Genomic DNA, 20,953 nt, shown 5'->3' on the forward strand with positions numbered 1-20,953 from the left:
TCGGTGTGTCGGCTTGCGGCGCCCGATCACGGCAAGGCCGCCGCGACCGGTAGGGGGGACCGGTCGCGGCGGCCTCGCGGCGACCGGTGGGTTCACCGGTCGGGGCTGTGGTTCACTCCTCGGGCGCGAGCAGCGCGCCGGAGGCGGCGTCGCGGACCGTGATCGCGGACATCGGGCACATGTCGGCGGCGTCGATGACCGCCTCGTCTGGGGCGGTCTCCGGGGCCAGGGCGGACGCCTTGCCGTCCCGGATCTCGATCTGGCGGGGGGCCGCGCCGGCGCAGACCCCGGTACCGATGCAGGCGTCCCGGTCGACGGTGACCGTCCAGCGGGTGTCCACCGCGGTCACCAGGCCACCAACAGCTTGTTCGGGCCGCGGACCAGCAGGCCGGACTTCCACGACACGCCCGCGTCACCGTCGGCCAGGCGCAGCTCGGGGAACCGGTCCAGGATGGTGTGCAGGGCCACCTGCAGCTCCATCCGGGCCAGCTGCGCGCCGAGGCAGTGGTGTGGGCCGTGGCCGAACGCGACGTGCGGGTTCTGCTCGCGGGTGAAGTCGAAGGTCTCCGGGTTGTCGAAGATCTCCGGGTCGCGGTTCGCGCCCGGCAGCGAGACCAGCACCGGCTCGCCGGCGCGGACGGTGATCCCGCTCAGTTCGACGTCCTCCACCGCGTAGCGGGGGAACATGGCGGCCGGGTTGAGCGGGATCATCCGCAGCAGTTCCTCCACGGCGGCCGGCACCAGGCTCCGGTCGGCGCGCAGCTGCGCCATCAGCTCCGGCTTGGTCAGCAGCGCGTAGACGAAGTTGGGGATGTGCGTGGAGACCGTCTCGACGCCGGTGAGCAGCAGCCCGACCCCGGCGATGGAGAGCAACTCCTGCTCGGTCAGCCGGTCGCCCTCGTCGCGGGCCTTGACCAGCGCGCCGAGCAGGTCGTCGGTGGGCTGCTCACGGCGCTGGGCGACGAGGTTGCCCATGTAGCCGAACAACTGCTCGACATAGACCATGAGCTGCTCGCTGGTGCTGGTCAGCCCCTCGGTCCAGATCCGGAACTGGGCGCGGTCCTCGAACGGGACGCCGAGCAGCTCGCAGATCACGGTGATCGGGAAGGGCAGCGCGAACATCTCGACCAGGTCGCCGGGAGAACCCTTGGCGACCATGTCGTCGAGGTACTCGTTGGCGATCCGCTGCGCGTCCTCGCGAATCCCGTTGACCCGGCGGGCGGTCAGCGCCTTGCCGGCCAGCTTGCGCAGCCGGGTGTGGTCCGGCGGGTCGAGACCGATGATGCCCTCGTAGGTCATCTCCTCACGGAGGCGGGGCTGGTCCTGGCCCTGCGCGGCGGCCCGGCTGAAGCGCGGGTCGGTGAGCACGGTCTTGACGTCCTCGTACCGGGTGGCCAGCCAGCACACCTCGCCGTACGGCAACTGCACCCGGGCCAGCGGCTCGGTGCTGCGCAGCAGCCCGTACGTCGGGTCGATGTCGATCCCGGGCGACTCGCTGAACGGATACTTGCGGATCTCCTGATCGATCGTCACGGAGCACTCCCTCGGGTCGCACCGGGCGCACGTGATCCGGCGCTGGCATCGATGTCTCTTCGGCCGCTCGGTGCGGTACGGCGTATCCGGGCGACACGCCGGGCGCCGGCCGGACCAGGCGAGGGATACGTAATCAGGAAAGGAAATCCACCTACACCCCCGCGACGCCCCTAGCCTCCCCCTACCGGCGGCGCTAAGGGGCGGCTCTGGGGTGCCGCTAGGGGTCCGGGCGGACGGCCCGCCACTAGCGTGGGGGCGAGGCAACGCGCTGTTGACCGTCGAGCGATTCTCGCGGGCGCGCACCGGTGATTGAGTCACGACACGTCGGTGGGCGCAACCCCCCCATGGAGGATGGTTGATGTCCCTGCTCGTTTCCACGACCGCCGATCCGGGGCGGTTCCACTCCTTCGGGCCGCACCACATCGATGAACTGGGTGCCCGGTACGGATTGTCGGCCGACAATCTGCACGCGATCCGCACCATTTCCCAGGTGCTGCCGTTCCGGGTCAACGAGTACGTCCTGTCGCACCTGATCGACTGGGACCGTATTCCGGACGACCCGATCTTCCGGCTGGTGTTTCCGCAGCGCGGCATGCTCGCCGCCGCCGACGAACGGATCGTCGGCGACCTGCTGCGCGCCGGCGACCGCAAGGGGCTGCGCGGTGAGGTGGCCCGAATCCGGGCCGGGCTCAACCCGCACCCCTCCGGGCAGCAGCAGCACAACGTGCCCAGCCTGGACGGCCAGGAGCTGCCGGGCATGCAGCACAAGTACCGGGAGACGGTGCTGTACTTCCCGCAGCAGGGGCAGACCTGCCACGCGTACTGCACCTACTGCTTCCGCTGGGCGCAGTTCGTCGGGGACGCCGACCTGCGGTTCGCCGCGCCCGGCCCGGAGCAGTTGGTGGCGTACCTGCACCGGCATCCGGCGGTGACCGACGTGCTGGTCACCGGGGGCGACCCGATGATCATGTCGACGGAGCGGCTGCGCAGCCACGTGGAGCCGCTGCTGAAGGTGGACACGGTGCGCACCATCCGGTTCGGCACGAAGGCGGTCGCCTACTGGCCGTACCGGTTCGTCTCCGACAGCGACGCCGACGATCTGCTGCGACTGTTCTCGCAGGTGGTCGCGTCCGGCCGCAACGTCGCGGTGATGGCCCACTTCAGCCACCCCCGGGAGCTGGCCACCGAGGTCGCCACCCGGGCCATCGCCCGGATCCGGTCGACCGGGGCGGTGGTCTACTGCCAGGCCCCGCTGATCCGCTACGTCAACGACGACGCCCGCGTCTGGAGCGAAATGTGGCGGGCCGAGCTGGCCGTCGGCGCGGTGCCTTACTACATGTTCGTCGAGCGGGACACCGGCCCCCGGGACTACTTCCAGGTGCCGCTGACCCGGGCCGCCGACATCTTCCGCACCGCGTACCAGGACCTGCCCGGGCTGGCCCGCACGGTGCGCGGGCCGGTCATGTCGGCGACCCCCGGCAAGGTGCTGGTCGACGGCGTCGAGCGGACCGCGGACGGCGACTTCTTCCAGCTCCGGCTGATCCAGGCCCGCGACCGCCGGCTGGTCGGCCGGCCGTTCCGGGCCCGCTGGTCGGCCGACGCGGCCTGGCTGAGCGACCTGGAGATCGACCCGGCTGCCCCGGCGGACATCCTCGCCGCCGTCAGCCCCAGCGCGGCCCGCCCCGGCGCGGCCGTCACCGCCTGAGTACGTACCGACCCGAAGGGAGCTGGCGATGGCCGGCCGGAAAATCTCGCCCAACCTCGCGCTCGACCAACTGGTCGCGCAGCGGATCGCCGCCGGCGAGTCCATCGTGCACCTGGGCTTCGGCGAGTCCCGGCTGCCGGTGTTCGCGCCGCTGCGGCGGGCGCTGACCGAGGGCGCCGACCGCAACGCGTACGGGCCGGTGGTCGGTGACCCGGACACCCGGGACGCGCTGGCCGGGTACTTCTCCCGTCGCCGGCTGCCCACCGAGGCGGACCAGGTGATCATCGCGCCGGGCAGCAAGCCGCTGCTGATGGCCCTGCAACTGGTGGTCGGCGGGGACACCATCGTCGCCGCGCCGAGCTGGGTCACCTACGCCCCGCAGGCCCGGCTGGCCGGCAAGACCGTGCTGGGGGTGCCGATCCCGGCGTCCTGCGGTGGGGTGCCCGACCCGGCGGCGCTGCGGGAGACGATCCGCGCCGCCCGGGTGCTCGGTCACGACCCGCGCATCCTCGTGCTCACCTCGCCGGACAACCCGACCGGCACGCACGCCCCGGACGACCTGGTCCGGGAGTTGTGCGCGATCGCCGAGGAGGAGGACCTGCTGATCGTCTCGGACGAGATCTACCGGGACATCCTGCACACCCCGGGCACGGACCTGCTCTCCCCCGCCGAGGTCGCCCCCCGGCGGACCGTGGTGATCACCGGGTTGAGCAAGAACCTGGCGCTCGGCGGCTGGCGGATCGGGGCGGCCCGGTTCCCGACCGGCGGGTGGGGCGAGCGGCTCCGCGCCGACGTCGCCGCGGTGGCCAGCGAGATCTGGTCCACCCTGGCCGGCCCGATGCAGTCGGTGGCCCGGTACGCCTTCGCCGAACCGCCGGAGATCCGCGAGCGGTTGACGGCCGACGCCGCGCTGCACGGCGCGGTGGCCGGCGCGGTGCACCGGATCATGGTGGACGCGGGTGCCACCTGCCGGCCGCCGACCGGCGCGTTCTACGTCTACCCGGACTTCGCGCCGCTGCGGGAGCCGCTGGCCGAGCAGGGCATCACCGACGGCGCGGGGTTGCAGCGCCACCTGCTGGAGGAGCTGGGCGTCGCGGTGCTCTCCGGCCACCACTTCGGCGACCGGCCGGAGGGGCTGCGGTTCCGCGCCGCGACCAGCATGCTCTACGGCGACACCCCGGAGCAGCAGCGGCAGACCCAGACCGCCGCCGACCCGCTGGCCGTGCCGCACGTCGCCGACGCGCTGATCCGCATCGAGCAGGCCCTGGCCAAGCTCCCCCGGTGACCTCCCCGCCCGGCTCCCCCGCCGACCGCGCCCGCGCCGGTCTGCCCCCGACGACAAGGACGCCCCAGATGACCAGCGCCATCGTCTTTCCCGGGATGGGCCCGTGCGACTTCGCCGACGTCGCGAAGTTCATGCTCATCGACCGGGACGCCCGCGAGTTGCTCGCCGCCGCCAGTGACGCCCTGGACTACGACCTGTTCACCCGCTACCGGGACAGCGACAGCGACTACTCCGAGTACGCCCAGGTCGCCTTCCTGGTCAACTGCGTGGCGCTGGCCCGCTGGGCGGAACGGACCATGGACCTGCGGCCGGACCTGATCGCCGGGCCCAGCTTCGGGGGCAAGGCCGCCGCCGTGTTCAGCGGCGCGCTGGACTTCGCCGAGGCGGTCCGGATGACCGCCCGGCTGTCCCGGATCGAGACGGAGTACTTCACCGCCGAGCAGCGCGGCGTGGTGACGATGTCGTTCGTCCGTACCCCGGCCGAGCGGCTGCGGGAGATCCTGGCCGAGCTGGACGAGGCCGGCGAGTGGTACGAGATCTCCTGCTATGTGGACACCGACTTCTGGATGGTGACCCTGCACGAGGGGCGTACCGACTGGTTGGCGCAGCGGCTGCGGGCCGGCGGTGGACTGCCGCTGTACGTGATGGACCCCCCGCTGCACGCCGCCGCGTTCCAGCCGCTGCGGGACCGGGTGGAGGCGGAGCTGTTCGGTTCGCTGCACTTCACCGACCCGCAGATCCCGGTGGTCGCCGACCAGGACGGCACGGTACGCACCACCGCCGACGGCGTCCGGACCATGCTGCTGGACGGCATCGTCACCCCGGTGCGCTGGCCGGACGTGGTCGCCACGTTCCAGCAGTCCGGGGTGGAGACGGTGCACGTCTGCGGACCGGACCGGCTCTGGGGTCGGGTCGGCGCCACCGTCCGCAACTTCCGGACCACCATCGTGGACCCCCGGCGGGCGATGCGGCCGATCCGCCGCACCGTGGCCGCCTGACGGTCGGCAGAGCACGGAGGACGAGATGACCCAGCACACCGACTACGCCCTGCACGGCCGGTTCCTCCAGGGGCTGGCCGCCGCACCCCGGGCCACCGCCCTGCACCTGTCCACCGGCCCGGTCAGCTACGAGGAGCTGCACACCACCGCGCTGCGCTGGGCCGGGGCGTTGGCCGCCGGCCCGGACGGGCCACCCCGGGTGGTCGGCATCCTCGCCGGCAAGACCCTGGAGTCGTACGCCGGGCTGCTCGCCACCCTGTACCTGGGGGCGACCGCCGTGCCGTTGCACCCGGAGTTCCCGGCGGCGCGGACCGCCGGGATGCTCACCGCGTGCGGGGTCTCCGTCCTGCTGCTCGACGACGCCGGGCTGGCGGTCCGGGCGGAGATGGGCGACGCGGTGGCCGGGGTGCCGGTGTTCGCGCCGGTGGTGGACCCGCGCGGCAGCGGCACCGGGTTGCGGCTGCCGGTGGTCTCGGCGACGCCGCTGGCCGCGCCCCGCTCCGCCGGCCCCGACGACGTGGCCTACGTGCTGTTCACCTCCGGCTCGACGGGGCGGCCCAAGGGGGTGCCGATCACCCACGGCAACCTGCGGCACTACTTCTCGGTGCTGGACGACCGGTACGACTTCGGGCCCGACGACCGCTTCTCGCAGTCGTTCGACCTGAACTTCGACTGCGCGATGTTCGACCTGTTCTGTGCCTGGGGCACGGGGGCGAGCGTGCATCCGGTGCCGCCGGCGGCGTACCGGGACGTGCCGGCGTTCGTCGCCGAACGGGGCCTGACCGTGTGGTTCTCCACCCCCAGCGCGATCACCCTGGTCCGGCGGACCGGTCGGCTGGGGGCGGCGGCGATGCCGTCGTTGCGGTGGAGCTTCTTCGCCGGGGAGGCGCTGCACGCCGCCGATGCGGTGGACTGGCAGGCGGCGGCCCCCGGGTCGACGCTGGAGAACATCTACGGCCCGACCGAGCTGACCGTGACCATCACCGGGCACCGCTGGTCGCCGCAGACCTCGCCGGGGCTCTGCGTCAACGGCCTGGTCCCGATCGGTGCCCTGCACGACGGGCACGACGGGGTGCTGCTCGACGCCGACGGCGCGGCCAGCGAGGTGGAGGGGGAACTCTGCATCACCGGCCCCCAGCTCACCCCCGGTTACCTCGACCCGGCCGACGACGAGGGCCGGTTCCTGGTCCGCGACGGTCGGCGCTGGTATCGCACCGGGGACCGGGTCCGGCGACTGGAGAACAAGGAACTGATCTATCTGGGGCGGCTCGACTCGCAGGTGCAGGTGCACGGGTGGCGGGTGGAGCTGGCCGAGATCGAGCACGCGCTGCGCGGCTGCCCCGGCATCGAGGACGCGGTCACCGTGGCCCGCGCCGGGGCCGGCGGCACCGAGCTGGTGGTCTTCTACACCGGTGTGCGGACCGCCCCGGCGGAACTGTCCCGGCAGCTGCGGCAGATCCTGCCCAAGGGGATGCTGCCGCGCTCCTACCGGCACGTGCCGGAGTTCCCGCTGAACTCCAACCGCAAGGTGGACCGCTCCCGGCTGGCCCGCGAGGCCGCGGAGGGCTGACCCGGTTGATCGACGCTGTTGCGCCGAGGTGGCGGCATCCGACGGACCGGATGCCGCCATTTCAGCGACCTGGCGGCGACGCAGAGAAACCCCTGGCCGGTCCCCCTCCTGAAGGGACCGGCCAGGGGTCGTTCGGGGGCGGGTCAGCGCTGTGCGGGCTGTCCCGCGCGGTCGGCCAGAGCCCGCCGGTCGACCTTGCCGTTGGCGTTGACCGGCAGCTCGTCGATGACCCGGACCTGCTGCGGCACCATGTAGTCGGGCAGCGCCTCCAGGCAGAACGCGCCCAGCTCCATCTCCTCCACGCCGGTGACGCCCTCGTCGAGCACCACGAAGGCGGCCAGCACCGGGTCCTTGCCCTCCTGGGGCAGCATCAGCGCGGCGGCGCCGGCGATGCCCGGGAACTCCCGGACCCGACGCTCCACCTCGCCCAGTTCGACCCGGTTGCCGCGCACCTTGACCAGGGAGTCGGCCCGGCCGGTGAAGTAGAGTTCGCCGCCCTCACCCCGGTAGGCCAGGTCGCCGGTGCGGAAGACCACCTGCCCGGTGGCCGGGTTGAGCGGGTCGGGGACCAGCGCGGCGGCGGTGGCCTCCGGGTCGTTCCAGTACCCGTGGAACAGGGCGGCGCTGCGCAGGTGGATCTGGCCGATGACACCCGGCTCGTCGACCGGCCGGCCGTCCTCGTCGATCAGCAGCATCTCCGCGCCGGGATGGGCGTGGCCGATGGAGATCCGGTCGATGTCGTCGGGCAGCGGATTCGGCACGTCGGTGAAGGACGCGGCGATGGACTCGCTGCTGCCGAAGCAGTTGACCACCCGGGCGTGCGGCAGGGCACGTTGCAGCTCCCGCATCTCCGGCAGAGGGAAGTTCTCGCCGGAGTAGAGCACCCCGCGGATCTGCTCACCGAGCGCGGCCAACCCGGCGAACTCGTGCCGCAGCACCCCCCGCCAGATCGACGGCACGCCGTTGACCTGGGTGGCACCGCTGTCGGCGAGGAACTGCACGAAGCGGCGCGGCCAGCGCAGCAGCGACCGGGGAACCGGCACCACGGCCGCGCCGCTGCCCAGCGCCAGCCCGATGTCGAGCAGCGAGAAGTCGAACTGCAGCGGCGAGGTGGTGGCGACCCGGTCCTCGGCGGAGACGATGCCGTGCCGCAGCATCCCCCGGAAGAAGGCGAGCACGCCCCGGTGGCTCATCACCACGCCCTTGGGCCGGCCGGTGGTGCCCGACGTGAAGATCATGTAGGCCGGGTCGGTGGGGACCAGCTCCCGGCGGTGCCGGGTGCGCGGCGCGGGCGCCCGCTCGACCTGGATGCCGTCCGGGCCGAACCGGGCGGTGCCCAGCGGCGCGGGCACGCCGTCGCGGCGGCCGTCGACGGGTTGCAGGTGCAGCGCGGCGGCGGTGCTCTCGGCGATCAGCGCGAGCCGCTGGGCGGGGGTCTCCGGGCTGACCGGGATGAACGTCAGGCCCAGCGAGGAGCAGGCGAGGAAGACGGCGATGGCGGTCGGCGAGGTGTCCGACTCCAGAATCACCCGGTCGCCGATGTCCAGGCCGAGTTCGTCGAGAGCGGCGGCGTAGCCGTCCACCCGCTGGGCGAGCTGACGGTACGAGATGGAGCCAACCTCGCCGCCGACGGCCTGGATGACGGCCGGCTTGTCGGGCGTCAGCCGGGCGCCCGCCAACAGGAACTCGTGCAGCGTCTCCACGGAGGCGTGCGTGCGCGCGAAGTTCTCTCGACTCATGGCCGGAGCGTATCGGCGGCTCCGGCGGCCCCCACCCGCATCGACCCCCCTAACGACCCCTTACCCGGGCCGGGTGGCGGCCGGAAGATTGTCGGGTCGTCACCGTCCGGTGGGCGTTGTTAGCGTCTTCTCACCCTGCACCGGAAGGAATCGCGGACATGTGGGATCAACGGTTCGAGGCCATCCTGCGCCAGCACCTGCCCTTCCTCGACCCCGAGGAGCCGCTGCTGGACGGCACCAGCCTGCGCGACTCGGGCCTGGACTCCCTCGCCATGGTCGAACTGCTGGCCACCCTGGAGAGCGAGTACGACGTGCGGTTCGTCGACGAGGCGATGTCGATGGAGACGTTCGCCACCCCGCAGACGCTGTGGCGCGTGCTGACCGACATGCGCGGCGCTCCCGCTCCCGTGTGAGCGCACGCGTTCCGAAAAGTGCCCGTGACCAGGCTGGTCACGGGCACTTTCCATCACCTCAGCCGGTCAGCGGCCGATCTCGTCCAGCGCGGTGAGGTCGTCGGCGGAGAGCGTCAGCCCCGCCCCGGCGACATTTTCCCGCAGGTGCGCCACCGACGAGGTGCCGGGGATGAGCAGGATGTTGGGCGAACGCTGCAACAGCCAGGCCAGGGCGACCGACATCGGCGTGGCGTCCCGCCGGGCGGCCACCGCCGAGAGCGCCGCGGACTGGAGTGGGCTGAAGCCACCGAGCGGGAAGTACGGCACGTAGGCCACCCCCTGCCCGGCGAGCCGGTCGATCAGCGCGTCGTCCCGGCGGTACGCGAGGTTGTAGCGGTTCTGCACGCAGACGACGGGCGCGATCGACTGCGCCTCGGCGACCTGCTCGGCCGTCACGTTGCTCACCCCCAGGTGCCGGATCAGGCCCTGCCGCTGGAGTGTGACGAGCGCCCCGAACGGCTCGGCGAGCGAGCCGGGCCGGGGTCCCTCGGCGTCACCCAGCCGGAGGTTGACCAGGTCGAGCACCCCGACGCCCAGGTTCTCCAGGTTCTCGTGCACGGCCCGGCGCAGTTGCGCCGGCTCCCGGGCCGGTGGCCAGCCGCCCTGCCGGTCCCGCGTCGCGCCGACCTTGGTCACCAGGCGCAGCCCCTCGGGGTACGGGTGCAGCGCCGCCCGGATCAGCCGGTTGGTGACGTGTGGCCCGTAGGCGTCGCTGGTGTCGATGTGGGTGATGCCGAGGGCGACCACCTCCCGCAGGACGGCGAGCGCGCCGTCGGGATCGGCGGGCGGTCCCATCACCCACGGGCCGGCGAGCTGCATGGCGCCGTAGCCGAACCGGGTGACGGTCAGGTCGCCGAGCGTCCAGGTGCCGCCGGGCAGGGAACGGGTGAGCATGTGGTTACCTCGGGCTTTCGTGGTGAGCGGAGTGCTGCCCGACCACTATCCGTGGAGTAGCTTTCTGCCGGGAAGTAGGCACCTGGAAGTGCGTAGCGCACCGGGCACGGGAGGAACGGCCGATGGCGACGAGGACGGCAGCCCTGCGACGGGCGGAGGCGGCTGCGGGATATGACGCCTTCCTGGCGCAGTGTCCCAGTCGGGAACTGCTCGCCCGGATCTCCGACAAGTGGGTGGCGCTGGTGCTGGCCGCGCTGCGCACCGACGGCTCGCACCGGTTCGGCGCGGACTGCGCCGGCACCCCCCGGCCGATGCGCTACTCGGAGCTGTCCCGCCTGCTGGCCGGCGTCAGCCAGAAGATGCTCACCCAGACGCTGCGCTCCCTGGAACGCGACGGCCTGGTCATCCGCACCGCGACGCCGACCGTGCCCGTCACGGTCACCTACGAGCTGACCGACCTCGGCTTCTCCCTGCACGAGATGATGCGCGGCCTCAAGACCTGGGCCGAGCGGCACCTGGACGACGTGCACGCCCACCGCGCGACGTACGACGCCCGCCCGTCCGAGCCGGACGCCCGCCCCGCCTGAACCGGCGGCGCGGGCGTCGGGGCGGGTGGCTCAGAGCTTGTCGAGGAACTGGGTGAGCACCTCGGTGAACCGCTGCGGGGTCTCCAGGTGGGGCAGGTGGCTGGCCCCCTCGATGATCTCCCAGTGGGCCCCGGGGACGAGGTCGTGGAAGGGGCGGACCGCGGCGGGGGTGACCTCGTCGTGCTCGCCGCTGATCACCAGGGTCGGCGCGTCGATCTGCGGCAGCCGGTCGACCAACGAATAGTCGCGCAGCGTGCCGATGATGTGGAACTCGCTCGGCCCGTTCATCGCGTGGTAGACGGTCGGGTCCCCGTTGATCTCCATGAAGGAGGCCATCAGCTCCGGGGGCAGCGGCTTGCACCGGCACACGTGCCGCTGGTAGAAGACCATCATCGCGGCCGTGTAGGCGGCGCTGTCGGTGGTGCCCGCGGCCTCGTGCCGGCGCAGCGTCGCGTCCACCCCCGGGGGCAGCGCGGCCCGCAGCACGTCCAGCTCCGGCAGCCACAGCGGGTACGACGCGGGCGCGTTGGCGATCACCAGGCCACGCAGCCCGGCCGGCCGGCGCACCGCGTGGGCCGCCGCCAGCACCCCGCCCCAGGACTGCCCCAACAGCACATACCCGTCGGCGATACCGAGCCGCAGCAGCAGGTTGTCCAGTTCGGCCAGGAACAGGTCCACCGTCCAGAAGTCGGCCCCCCGGCCCCGCAGGTGGGTGGACCCCCCGTTGCCGAGCTGGTCGTAGTGCACCACCGGCCGGCCGGTACGGCTCAGCCCGGCCAGGTTGAGCAGGTAGTCGTGGGTGCTGCCGGGGCCGCCGTGCAGCACCACCAGCGGCGGCCGGTCGCCGGGCAGCTCCCCCGTCACCCGGTACCACGTCCGGTGGTCGCCGAACTCGACGGTGCCCTTGGCGGTCGGTGCCAGTGTCATGTCGTCCACTCCAGCTGTCGTCACTGCGAGATCCAGTCCCGGACCACCCCGGCGGTCGTGCCGACCTGACCCTCCATCATGGTGAAGTGGTCGCCGGGCACCTCCCGGAGCGTGTGCGGGGTTTCCCAGGTGGCCCGCCACCCGTCGTCGTCGCCACCGGCCACGATGGACTCCTGCGGCCGGACGAAGAGCACCGGCGCGTCGATCGCCTCGATCGGGCAGCTCTCCAGCAACCGGATGTAGCGGCCCATCGCCGAGAGCCGGGCGCTGCTGAACTCGCCGAAGGCGGCCTCCTTGGCCAGCAACGACTCAAGCATGTGGGTGAAGAACGTCGCCGTGGTGCTGCCGGTGGTCAGGTAGGTGTCCAGCAGCACCACCCCGGTCGGGCCGTGCCCCTGCCGCGCCAGCTCACCGGCGGTGGCGTGGGCGAACAGCCCACCGGAGGAGTAACCGACGATGACGTACGGCCCCTGTTCGGCGATCGGGCGGACCATCTCGGCGAAGACCCGGACCGCCGCGTCGGACGAGGCGGGCAGGCTGTCGTCGCGACCGAAGCCCGGCACCGGCAGGGTCCACACGTCCCGGGTGCCGCCGAACTCGGCGGTGAACCGGGCGTACTGCTGGTCGCCGCCGAGTGCCATCGGGGAGGGGAAGCAGACGATCGCCGGCCCCCGGTCGCCACGGGCGAGCCGCCGGGGGGCGGGGATCTGCGGCAGGTCGGCCGGCCCGTCGAAGCTGGGTCGGATGTCGGCCACCGCGTGCAGCAACGCCAGGCCCTGCTGCACCCGACCGCCCCGGACGGCGGTGCCGAACAGCGCACTCATCGTGTCGGCGGCGGCATCGGGCGCACCGGCGCCGTCCTGCGCCGGTGGGGCGGCCAGCTCGGTCCGCAGCAGGGCGGCGAGTTCGTCGACGCTGCCGTGGTCGAAGACCACCCCGGTGGCCAGCCGCAGCCCGGTGGCCTCGTTGAGGGCGTTGCGCAGCTCCATCGCGGTCAGCGAGTCGAAGCCCAGCTCGACGAAGCGCAGCGCCGGGTCGACGTCGTCCGGACCGCCGTGGCCGAGCACCGTCGCGGCCCGCGCCCGGACCAGGTCGCGCAGCAGCGCCGCCTGGCCGTCGTCGTCGAGCCCGCCGAGGGTACGCCGCAGCGCCGCCGGGTCGGGCCGGGCGCTGCCGGACGCGGTACGCCGGGCCGGGGTGACCAGGGACCGGAGGATCGGTGGCACCTCTGCGCCCGGCTGGCCGCGCAGGTCGGCCTTGACCGGGACGAGCACCGCCTCGGTACGGGCCAGCGCCGCGTCGAGCAGCGCCAGCCCCTCCTCGGCGGACATCGGCAACACGCCGCCCCGGGACATTCGGGCCCGGTCGGTGCCGCCGAGGTCGTCGGCCATCCCACCGCCGGCCCACGGACCCCAGGCCAGGGACTGGGCGGGCAGCCCGGCCGCCCGCCGGGCTCCGGCCAGCGCGTCGAGGAAGGCGTTCGCCGCCGCGTAGTTGCCCTGGCCCGGCCCGCCGAGCACCCCGGCCGCCGAGGAGAACAGCACGAACGCGGTGAGTCCCGCGTCGCGGGTCAGCTCGTGCAGGTGGCTGGCCGCGTCGACCTTGGGGCGCAGCACCGCGTCGAGGCGGTCCCGGGTCAGCGACGGGATGATCCCGTCGTCGAGCACCCCGGCGGCGTGCACCACCCCGGTCAGCGGGTGCGCGGCGGCCACCCCGGCCAGCAGCGCGGCGACCGCGTCTCGGTCGGCCAGGTCGCAGGCGGCCACGGTGACCTCGGCGCCGGCCGCGGTGAGCTCGGCACGCAGCGCGGCCATCCCGTCCGCGTCGGGGCCACGCCGGCTGGCCAGCAGCAGGTGCCGCACCCCGTACGCGTCGACCAGGTGCCGGGCGACGAGCCCGCCGAGGGTGCCACCGGCCCCGGTGACCAGGACGGTGCCGTCGGCGGTGAAGGCGCTGCCGGGGGTGCCGTCGGGCGTGGTGGCGGGCACCAGCCGGGCGGCGTGCGCGACGCCCTCGCGGACGACCAGTTGCGATTCACCGCCGGCCAGCACCGCCGGGAGGGCCTGCGCCGACTCGTCGTGGTCGTCGAGGTCGACCAGGACGATCCGGTCCGGGTTCTCCGACTGGGCGGAGCGGGCGAGACCCCAGGCCGCTGCGGCGGCGGGTTCGGTGACCGGCGTGCCCTGCGCGCCGTGGGTGAGCACCAGCAGGCGGGACGACGCCAACCGCCCGTCGGCGAGCCAGCCCTGGAGCAGGGTGAGGAGCTGCCCGGTGGTGTGCCGGGCTCCGGCCGCGAGGTCCCGGGAGTCGGGCTGCACGCTGGCGACCAGCACCACGTCCGGTGCCGCCCCGCCCGCGTCCAGGGCGGCGGTGAGGGTGGCCAGGTCCGGGTGGGTCTCGGCGCGCAGGCCGACGGTGTCGAGCGCGGCGGCCACCTTGAACTCGTCGGCGCCGACCAGCGCCCAACGGCCGGTGGCGGGGGTGGCGGGCAGCGGCACCGGAGTCCAGTCGACCCGGTAGAGGTGCTCCTGCCGCCCGGTGCGGGCGGCGGCGAGCTGGCTCGGGTCGATCTCCCGCAGCACCAGCGAGTCGACCCGGGCGACGGGCAGGCCGGCCCCGTCGGTGAGGGTGAGGGCCACCTCGTCGGGCCCGGCGGGGGTGACGGTGACCCGCAGGGTGGCCGCGCCGGTGGCGTGGACGCTCACCCCGGTCCAGGTGAACGGGACGGCGGGCGCGCCTTCGCCCCGGCTGAGGCCGATGGCGTGCAGGGCCGCGTCGAACAGGGCCGGGTGCAGGTGGAACCGGTCGGCGTCGAGCACGTCGGCGGGGAGCGCGACCTCGGCGTACACCTCGTCGCCGTGTCGCCAGGCGGCCCGCAGGCCCTGGAAGACCGGGCCGTAGACCAGGCCGGCGTCGGCCATCCGCGGGTAGAGGTCGTCGAGGTCGACGGGGGTGGCGGCGGGCGGCGGCCACACCGCCGGTCCGTCGGCCGGCGGGCTGGTCGGGGTCGGGGTGAGCAGGCCGGTGGCGTGCCGGGACCAGGGTGCGTCCCGGTGCCGGGAGTAGACGGTGACCGACCGGCCGCCGTCGTCGCCGGCGGCCCCGACGGCGACCTGCACCTGCACACCGTCGTCGTCGGGGACGACCAGCGGGGCCTGGAGGACGAGTTCGGCCAGCCGGCCGCAGCCGACCTGGTCACCGGCCCGCACGGCGAGTTCGACCAGCCCGGTGCCGGGCAGCACGATCGTGTCGCCGAGCGCGTGATCGGCCAACCACGGGTGGGTACGCCGGGACAGCAGCCCGGTGGCGATCAGCCCGTCGGTGTCGGGCAGGGTGGTGACGGCCGACAGCAGCGGGTGCTCGGCGTCGAGCAGCCCGGCGGCGGTGACGTCCCGGTCCGCGCCGGTGTCCTGCATCCAGTAGTGCTGGTGTTGGAACGCGTAGGTGGGCAGGTCGACGGACCGGCCACCCGGGTTGACCGCCGCCCAGTCGAGGTCGACGCCGCTGATCCACGCCTGCGCCATCCCGGTGGCGTAGGCGGTGAGCTGGTCCCGGTCGCGGCGTTGCAGCGGGATGGTCACCGCGTCGTCGAGGGTGTCGGCGACCATCGCGGTGAGCACGCTGTCCGGCCCGATCTCGACGAACCGGGTGACCCCACGGGCAGCGAGGGCGGCGACCGCGTCGGCGAACCGCACCGTGCCCCGCACCTGACCCTGCCAGTATTCGGCCGAGCCGAGTTCGGCGTCGCCGGCCAGGTCGCCGGTGGCGGTCGACACCAGCGGGATGTCCGCCGGGTTGGCGGTGACCCCGTCGAGGACCAGCCCGTAGCCGGCGAGCATCGGGTCCATCAGGTGTGAGTGGAACGCGTGCGACACCCGCAGGCGGCGGGTCTTCACCTCCAGCGACGCCTCCAACGCGGCGATCTGTTCCTCGGTGCCGGACACCACCACGGCCCGGGGGCCGTTCACCGCCGCCACATCGATGTCACCGAGATCCAGCTCCGCCAACGGAGCGGCGATGGCCAGCATCGCGCCGCCGGCGGGGAGGGCCTGCATCAGACCACCCCGCGCGGCGACGACCCGGCACGCGTCCGCCAGGGACCACACCCCGGCCACGTGCGCGGCGGCCAACTCACCGATCGAATGCCCGGCCACGAAGTCCGGCTTCAACCCCCACGACTCCGCCAGCCGGAACAACGCCACCTCCACCGCGAACAACGCCGGCTGCGTCCACCCCGTCTGATCCAGCACACCACCCGGATCGGCGAACACCACCTCCCGCAAGTCACCGTCCAACAACGGCCCGAACGCGGCACACACCTCGTCCAGGGCGGCGGCGAACACGGGGAACGACGCCGCCAGGTCACGACCCATGCCGACGCGCTGCGCGCCCTGACCGGTGAACAACACCGCCGTACGACCGGTGGTGATCCGACCCGACAGGCCGCCACCGTCGGTCAGGGCTTCGAGGCCGGCGGCCAGGTCGGCGGCCGTACCGCCGACGGCGACGGCCCGGTGGTCCAGGGCGGCCCGGCCGGCGGCCAGGGAGTGCCCGACGTCGACCGGTCTCTCGTCGGTGAGGAAGTCGCGCAGGCGGGTGGCCTGCGCGGTGAGGCCGGTGGTGGAGCGGCTGGCCAGCGGCCAGAGCACCACGGCCGGAGCCGGCGTCGGCTCGGGTGTCACGACGGGCTGCGGGTACTCCTCGACGATGACGTGCGCGTTGGTGCCGCTGATGCCGAACGACGACACCGCCGCCCGGCGGGGGTGACCGTCGGCCGGCCAGTCGACGGCCTCGGTGGCGAGCCGTACGTCACCGGCGGACCAGTCCACGTGCGGGCTCGGCGCGTCCACGTGCAACGTCCGGGGCACCACCCCGTGCCGCATCGCCATCACCATCTTGATCACACCCGCCACACCCGCCGCAGCCTGCGTGTGACCCAGGTTCGACTTCACCGACCCCAACCACAACGGCTGCGCCCGGTCCCGACCGTACGTCGCCAGGATCGCCTGCGCCTCGATCGGATCACCCAACGTGGTGCCCGTACCGTGCGCCTCCACCACATCCACCTCGGCGGCCGACACCCCCGCATTCGCGAGGGCCTGCCGGATCACCCGCTGCTGAGAAGGACCATTGGGCGCGGTCAGACCATTCGACGCGCCGTCCTGATTCACCGCCGAACCCCGGACCACGCCCAGAATCCGATGCCCGTGACGAACCGCATCCGAAAGACGTTCGAGCACCAACACCCCGACACCCTCGGACCAACCCGTACCGTCCGCACACGCCGCGAACGGCTTGCACCGACCGTCCCGCGCCAACCCCTGCTGCCGGGAGAACTCCACGAACGTCTCCGGCGTCGCCATCACCGTCACCCCACCGGCCAACGCCAGATCACACTCACCCGACCGCAACGCCTGACCCGCCAGATGCATCGCCACCAACGACGACGAACACGCGGTGTCCACGGTGACGGCGGGGCCTTCGAGGCCGAGGGTGTAGGCGATCCGGCCGGAGACGACACTGCCGGCGCTGTGCCCGGTCACGTAGTCGTGGTACATGAGGCCGGCGAAGACGCCGGTGGCGGAGCCGCGTACCGAGGCGGGGTCGATGCCGGCCCGCTCGAACGCCTCCCAGGAGACCTCCAGCAGTTGCCGCTGCTGCGGGTCCATCAGGACGGCCTCGCGGGGCGAGATGCCGAAGAAGGCCGGGTCGAAGCCGGCCGCGCCGGGCAGGAACCCGCCCTGGTCGGCGTAGCTGGTGTCGGGGCGGGTGCCGGTCGGGTCGTAGAGCCGGGCCAGGTCCCAACCCCGGTCGGTCGGGAAGCCGTCGATGGCGTCGACGCCGTCGGCGACGAGCCGCCACAGGTCCTCGGGCGAGGAGACCCCACCGGGGTAACGGCAGGCCATCCCGACGATCGCCACCGGGTCGTCACCGACCGCCGTGGTGGCGGTCTGCCGGGCCTGCGGTACGTCGAGAGCACCGCTCAACTCGCCGTACAGGAACCCGGCGAGGGCGACCGGCGTCGGGTAGTCGAAGATCAGGGTGGCCGGGAGTCGCAGGCCGGCCGCCGTGGCGAGCGCGTTGCGCAGCTCGACGGCGGTGAGCGAGTCGAAGCCGAGACTCTGGAACGTCCGGTCCGCCTCGACGGCCTCCGGGCCGGCGAGGCCGAGCACGGCGGCGACGTGGGTGTGCACCAGGTGCCGGACGGCCCCGGCCCGCTCGCCCGCCGGCACCCCGGCCAGCCAGTCGCCGCCCGGCCGGTCGGTGGCGGTGGCGGCGGTGCGCCGGGTCGGGCCGGCCAGGCCACGCAGCACCGGCGGCAGCCGGTCACCGAGGGTACGCAGCGTCGGCACGTCGAGCCGGGCCGGGACGAGGGTGGCCGGTCCACCGGCGACGGCGGCGTCGAGCAACGCCAACCCGTCCTCGGTGGTCAGCGGCAGCACCCCGCCCCGGGACATCCGTTCCCGGTCGGTGTCGGCGAGCTTGTCGGTCATCGCCGAGCCCTCGCTCCACAGCCCCCACGCCAGCGACACCCCCGGCAGCCCCGCCGTACGACGGGACACGGCCAGCGCGTCGAGGTAGGCGTTCGCCGCCGCGTAGTTGCCCTGCCCGGGCGCGCCGATCACCCCGGACAGCGAGGAGAACAGCACGAACGCCGACAGGTCCCGGCCCCGGGTCAGCTCGTCCAGCAGCGCCGCCGCGTCCACCTTGGGGCGCAGCACCCCCGATACCCGCGCTGCCGTGAGCGACGAGACGACGCCGTCGTCGAGCACCCCGGCCGTGTGCACCACCGCCGACAGGTCCGGCACCCCGGCCAGCACGGCGGCCACCTGCTCCCGGTCGGCCACGTCGCAGGCGACCAGGTCGACCTGTGCGCCGGCCTCGGACAGCTCCGCGACGAGGTCGCCCGCGCCGGCTGCCGCCGTACCGCTGCGTGACAGCAGCAGCAGCCGGGACACCCCGTGTGCCGTCACCAGGTGCCGGGCCACCGCCGAGCCGAGTGCACCGGTCGCGCCGGTGACCAGCACCGTGCCGGTGCCGTAGCGCGGGGCGTCCGGCGGGGTCGTCGGCAGCGTCCGGCGGACGATCCGGGGTACCCGGACGACGCCGTCGCGGATCAGCACCTGCGGGTCGCCGGTGGCCAGGGCCAGCGGGAGGACATCGTCGAGCCGGTCGGTGTCGGCGTCGACGAGGAGGAACCGGTCGGGGTTCTCCGCCTGCGCGGAGCGGATCAGCCCCCACACCGCAGCGCCGGCCAGGTCGGTCACGTCGTCGCCGACGGCGTGCCGGGTGAGCACGACGAGCGGGGCGGGGGTGGTCCCCGCCAGCCAGCGCTGGGCGACGTCCAGCACCCGGTTCACCTCGGCGTGCACGTCGTCGGTGCCTCCGGCGCGCAGCACCACCAGCTCGGCCGCGCCGTCGGCGGTCGCCGTGCCACCCTCACCGTCACCCGGTGCGGCGGTCGTGGTGGGGCCGTCGCCGGTCGGGGCGGTGTCGGGGTGCCAGGTCCAGGCGGTGGCGGTCGGGGTGACGGTGACGGGCTGCCAGTCGAGGCCGAACAACGCGTCGGCGACGCCGGCGGTGGCGGTGGCGACCTGCACCGGGCGAAGCACCAGCGACTGCACGGTGGCGACGGGCGCGCCGACCGCGTCGGCGACGGCGATCCGCACGCCGGCGCCGGCGGGGGTGAGCCGGACCCGCAGGCTGGTCGCGCCGGTGGCGTGCAGCGCCACCCCGGACCAGGCGAACGGCAGGCCCCGGTGGGTGTCGCCGTCGGCGCGGGTGAGGACGTGCAGGCCGGCATCGAAGAGGGCCGGGTGCAGTCCGTAGCCGTCGGTGTCCGTACCGTCGGGGAGGTCGATCTCGGCGAGGAGTGCGTCGCCGGCCCGCCAGGCGCGACGCAGGCCCCGGAAGGTGGGGCCGTAATCGAGCCCGCCGGTGGCGAGGTCGTCGTAGAGGCCGGCCAGCGGCAGGGGTTCGGCGTCGGCGGGGGGCCACTCGGTGAGGGCGACGCCGGGGCTGTCCCCGGCGGTGAGGACGCCGGTGGCGTGCCGGGTCCACGGGGCGTCGTCGCGTTCCCGGGAGTGCACCTGGACGGCACGCCGGCCGCTCGGGTCGGGTGGCTCCACCGCGACCTGCACCTCGACGCCGCCGCCCTCGGGGACGACCAGCGGCGCGTGCAGGGTCAACTCGTCGAGCAGACCGGTGCCGACCTGGTCGCCGGCGTGGATGGCGAGTTCGACCAGGCCGGTGCCGGGGAACACGATGGTGCCGCCGACGGCGTGATCGGCGAGCCACGGGTGGGTGTGCCGCGACCAGCGGCCGGTGAAGACGACACCGTCGGTGTTGGCCAGCGGCACGGCGGCGTCGAGCAGCGGGTGGGTGGCGGCGAGCAGACCGGCACCGACCAGGGCCGGGTCGTAGAGCCAGTAGTGCTGGCGTTGGAAGGCGTAGGTGGGCAGGTCGACCTGCCGGGCGGTGGGGTGGATGGCCGACCAGTCGAGGTCGACGCCGGTGGTCCACGCCCGGGCCATCCCGGTGGCGTAGCCGGTGACCTGGTCCCGGTCGCGGCGCTGCAACGCGATGGTCACCGCGTCGCCGACGCCCTCGGCGACCATGGCGGTGAGCACGCTGTCCGGCCCGATCTCGATGAACCGGGTCACCCCACGGTCCTTGAGTACGGCGACCGCGTCGGCGAACTTGACGGTGCCGCGCACCTGCCCCCGCCAGTACCCGGCGGAGCCCAGCTCGTCGTCGGTGGCGAGGTCACCGGTCGCGGTCGACACCAACGGGATGGCTGCCGGATTGGCGGTCACTGCATGGAGGACCTGCCCGTAGTCGGCCAGCATCGGGTCCATCAGGTGCGAGTGGAACGCGTGCGACACCCGCAACCGGCGCGTCTTCACCTCAAGCGACGCCTCCAACGCGGCAACCTGCTCCTCGGTGCCAGAGACGACGACGGCCCGGGGACCGTTCACCGCCGCCACGTCCACGTCACCGAGATCCAACTCGACAAGCGGCGCGGCGATCGCCAGCATCGCGCCGCCCGCCGGCAGGGCCTGCATCAGCCCGCCCCGGGCCGCCACGACACGGCAGGCGTCCGCCAGGGACCACACCCCGGCGACGTGCGCCGCAGCCAACTCACCGATCGAATGACCCGCCACGAAATCCGGCTTGAGACCCCACGACTCGGCCAGGCGGAACAACGCCACCTCGACCGCGAACAACGCCGGCTGCGTCCACCCCGTCTGATCCAGAACCCC

At 73.6% G+C, this 20,953-nt stretch carries 12 protein-coding genes; 6 read left to right on the top strand and 6 right to left on the bottom strand.

Annotated elements, in window-relative coordinates; all coding sequences use genetic code 11:
- Positions 1-112: 112 nt before the first annotated feature.
- Both GA0070216_RS31670 and GA0070216_RS31675 read right to left on the bottom strand, forming a co-directional pair.
- Positions 113-349, bottom strand: coding sequence for a ferredoxin (locus GA0070216_RS31670; RefSeq protein ID WP_091253929.1), 237 nt, complete (start codon positions 347-349; stop codon positions 113-115).
- Entirely contained in the window at positions 346-1,533 is a 1,188-nt protein-coding gene (locus GA0070216_RS31675; protein WP_091253932.1) for a cytochrome P450, read from the bottom strand. Before GA0070216_RS31675 ends, GA0070216_RS31670 begins: the two co-directional genes overlap by 4 nt.
- A 358-nt stretch (positions 1,534-1,891) precedes the next feature.
- Here GA0070216_RS31675 and GA0070216_RS31680 point away from each other — a divergent pair, with 358 nt between their 5' ends.
- The 4 genes from GA0070216_RS31680 (at position 1,892) to GA0070216_RS31695 (ending at position 7,091) form a co-directional block, all read left to right on the top strand.
- Positions 1,892-3,238, top strand: a complete 1,347-nt coding sequence (locus tag GA0070216_RS31680; RefSeq protein ID WP_091253934.1) for a KamA family radical SAM protein — start codon at positions 1,892-1,894, stop codon at positions 3,236-3,238.
- Between the two features lie 28 nt (positions 3,239-3,266).
- On the top strand, positions 3,267-4,523 hold the full coding sequence (locus GA0070216_RS31685) for a pyridoxal phosphate-dependent aminotransferase (protein ID WP_091253937.1): 1,257 nt from the start codon (positions 3,267-3,269) through the stop codon (positions 4,521-4,523).
- Positions 4,524-4,591: 68 nt separating this feature from the next.
- Positions 4,592-5,521 (top strand): ACP S-malonyltransferase, encoded by a 930-nt coding sequence (locus GA0070216_RS31690; RefSeq protein ID WP_091253940.1) that lies wholly within the window; start codon positions 4,592-4,594, stop codon positions 5,519-5,521.
- A gap of 25 nt (positions 5,522-5,546) precedes the next feature.
- Positions 5,547-7,091 (top strand): AMP-binding protein, encoded by a 1,545-nt coding sequence (locus GA0070216_RS31695; RefSeq protein WP_091253942.1) that lies wholly within the window; start codon positions 5,547-5,549, stop codon positions 7,089-7,091.
- A 143-nt stretch (positions 7,092-7,234) separates the two neighbouring features.
- Here GA0070216_RS31695 and GA0070216_RS31700 read toward each other — a convergent pair whose 3' ends face one another.
- Complete coding sequence (locus tag GA0070216_RS31700) at positions 7,235-8,830, bottom strand: D-alanine--poly(phosphoribitol) ligase (RefSeq protein WP_091253945.1); 1,596 nt, start codon at positions 8,828-8,830, stop codon at positions 7,235-7,237.
- A 158-nt stretch (positions 8,831-8,988) separates the two neighbouring features.
- Between GA0070216_RS31700 and GA0070216_RS31705 the strand changes: the two genes are divergently transcribed.
- Positions 8,989-9,243 carry a phosphopantetheine-binding protein gene (locus GA0070216_RS31705; RefSeq protein WP_091253948.1) on the top strand — a complete coding sequence of 85 codons (255 nt, stop codon included), beginning with the start codon at positions 8,989-8,991 and terminating at the stop codon, positions 9,241-9,243.
- 66 nt (positions 9,244-9,309) lie between these two features.
- On the opposite strand, the gene GA0070216_RS31710 is transcribed toward GA0070216_RS31705, so the two are convergent.
- Complete coding sequence (locus GA0070216_RS31710; protein ID WP_091253951.1) at positions 9,310-10,176, bottom strand: aldo/keto reductase family oxidoreductase; 867 nt, start codon at positions 10,174-10,176, stop codon at positions 9,310-9,312.
- A 122-nt stretch (positions 10,177-10,298) separates the two neighbouring features.
- Between GA0070216_RS31710 and GA0070216_RS31715 the strand changes: the two genes are divergently transcribed.
- Positions 10,299-10,763 (top strand): winged helix-turn-helix transcriptional regulator, encoded by a 465-nt coding sequence (locus GA0070216_RS31715; RefSeq protein WP_091253954.1) that lies wholly within the window; start codon positions 10,299-10,301, stop codon positions 10,761-10,763.
- Positions 10,764-10,793: 30 nt separating this feature from the next.
- Here GA0070216_RS31715 and GA0070216_RS31720 read toward each other — a convergent pair whose 3' ends face one another.
- Together GA0070216_RS31720 and GA0070216_RS31725 are read right to left on the bottom strand one after the other, a co-directional pair.
- Positions 10,794-11,699 (bottom strand): proline iminopeptidase-family hydrolase, encoded by a 906-nt coding sequence (locus GA0070216_RS31720; RefSeq protein WP_218108345.1) that lies wholly within the window; start codon positions 11,697-11,699, stop codon positions 10,794-10,796.
- An 11-nt stretch (positions 11,700-11,710) separates the two neighbouring features.
- A partial coding sequence (locus GA0070216_RS31725; RefSeq protein WP_091253961.1) for a type I polyketide synthase occupies positions 11,711-20,953 on the bottom strand: 9,243 nt, incomplete at its 5' end.

This window comes from Micromonospora matsumotoense (genome assembly GCF_900091525.1).
Taxonomy (GTDB): Bacteria; Actinomycetota; Actinomycetes; order Mycobacteriales; family Micromonosporaceae; genus Micromonospora; species Micromonospora matsumotoensis.

Bases quoted from the DNA above. Each gene is read 5' to 3' on its own strand.
- GA0070216_RS31685 (WP_091253937.1), top strand. From the start codon at position 3,267: ATGGCCGGCCGGAAAATCTCGCCCAACCTCGCGCTCGACCAACTGGTC.
- GA0070216_RS31715 (WP_091253954.1), top strand. From the start codon at position 10,299: ATGGCGACGAGGACGGCAGCCCTGCGACGGGCGGAGGCGGCTGCGGGA.
- GA0070216_RS31705 (WP_091253948.1), top strand. From the start codon at position 8,989: ATGTGGGATCAACGGTTCGAGGCCATCCTGCGCCAGCACCTGCCCTTC.
- GA0070216_RS31690 (WP_091253940.1), top strand. From the start codon at position 4,592: ATGACCAGCGCCATCGTCTTTCCCGGGATGGGCCCGTGCGACTTCGCC.
- GA0070216_RS31695 (WP_091253942.1), top strand. From the start codon at position 5,547: ATGACCCAGCACACCGACTACGCCCTGCACGGCCGGTTCCTCCAGGGG.
- GA0070216_RS31700 (WP_091253945.1), bottom strand. From the start codon at position 8,830: ATGAGTCGAGAGAACTTCGCGCGCACGCACGCCTCCGTGGAGACGCTG.
- GA0070216_RS31710 (WP_091253951.1), bottom strand. From the start codon at position 10,176: ATGCTCACCCGTTCCCTGCCCGGCGGCACCTGGACGCTCGGCGACCTG.
- GA0070216_RS31680 (WP_091253934.1), top strand. From the start codon at position 1,892: ATGTCCCTGCTCGTTTCCACGACCGCCGATCCGGGGCGGTTCCACTCC.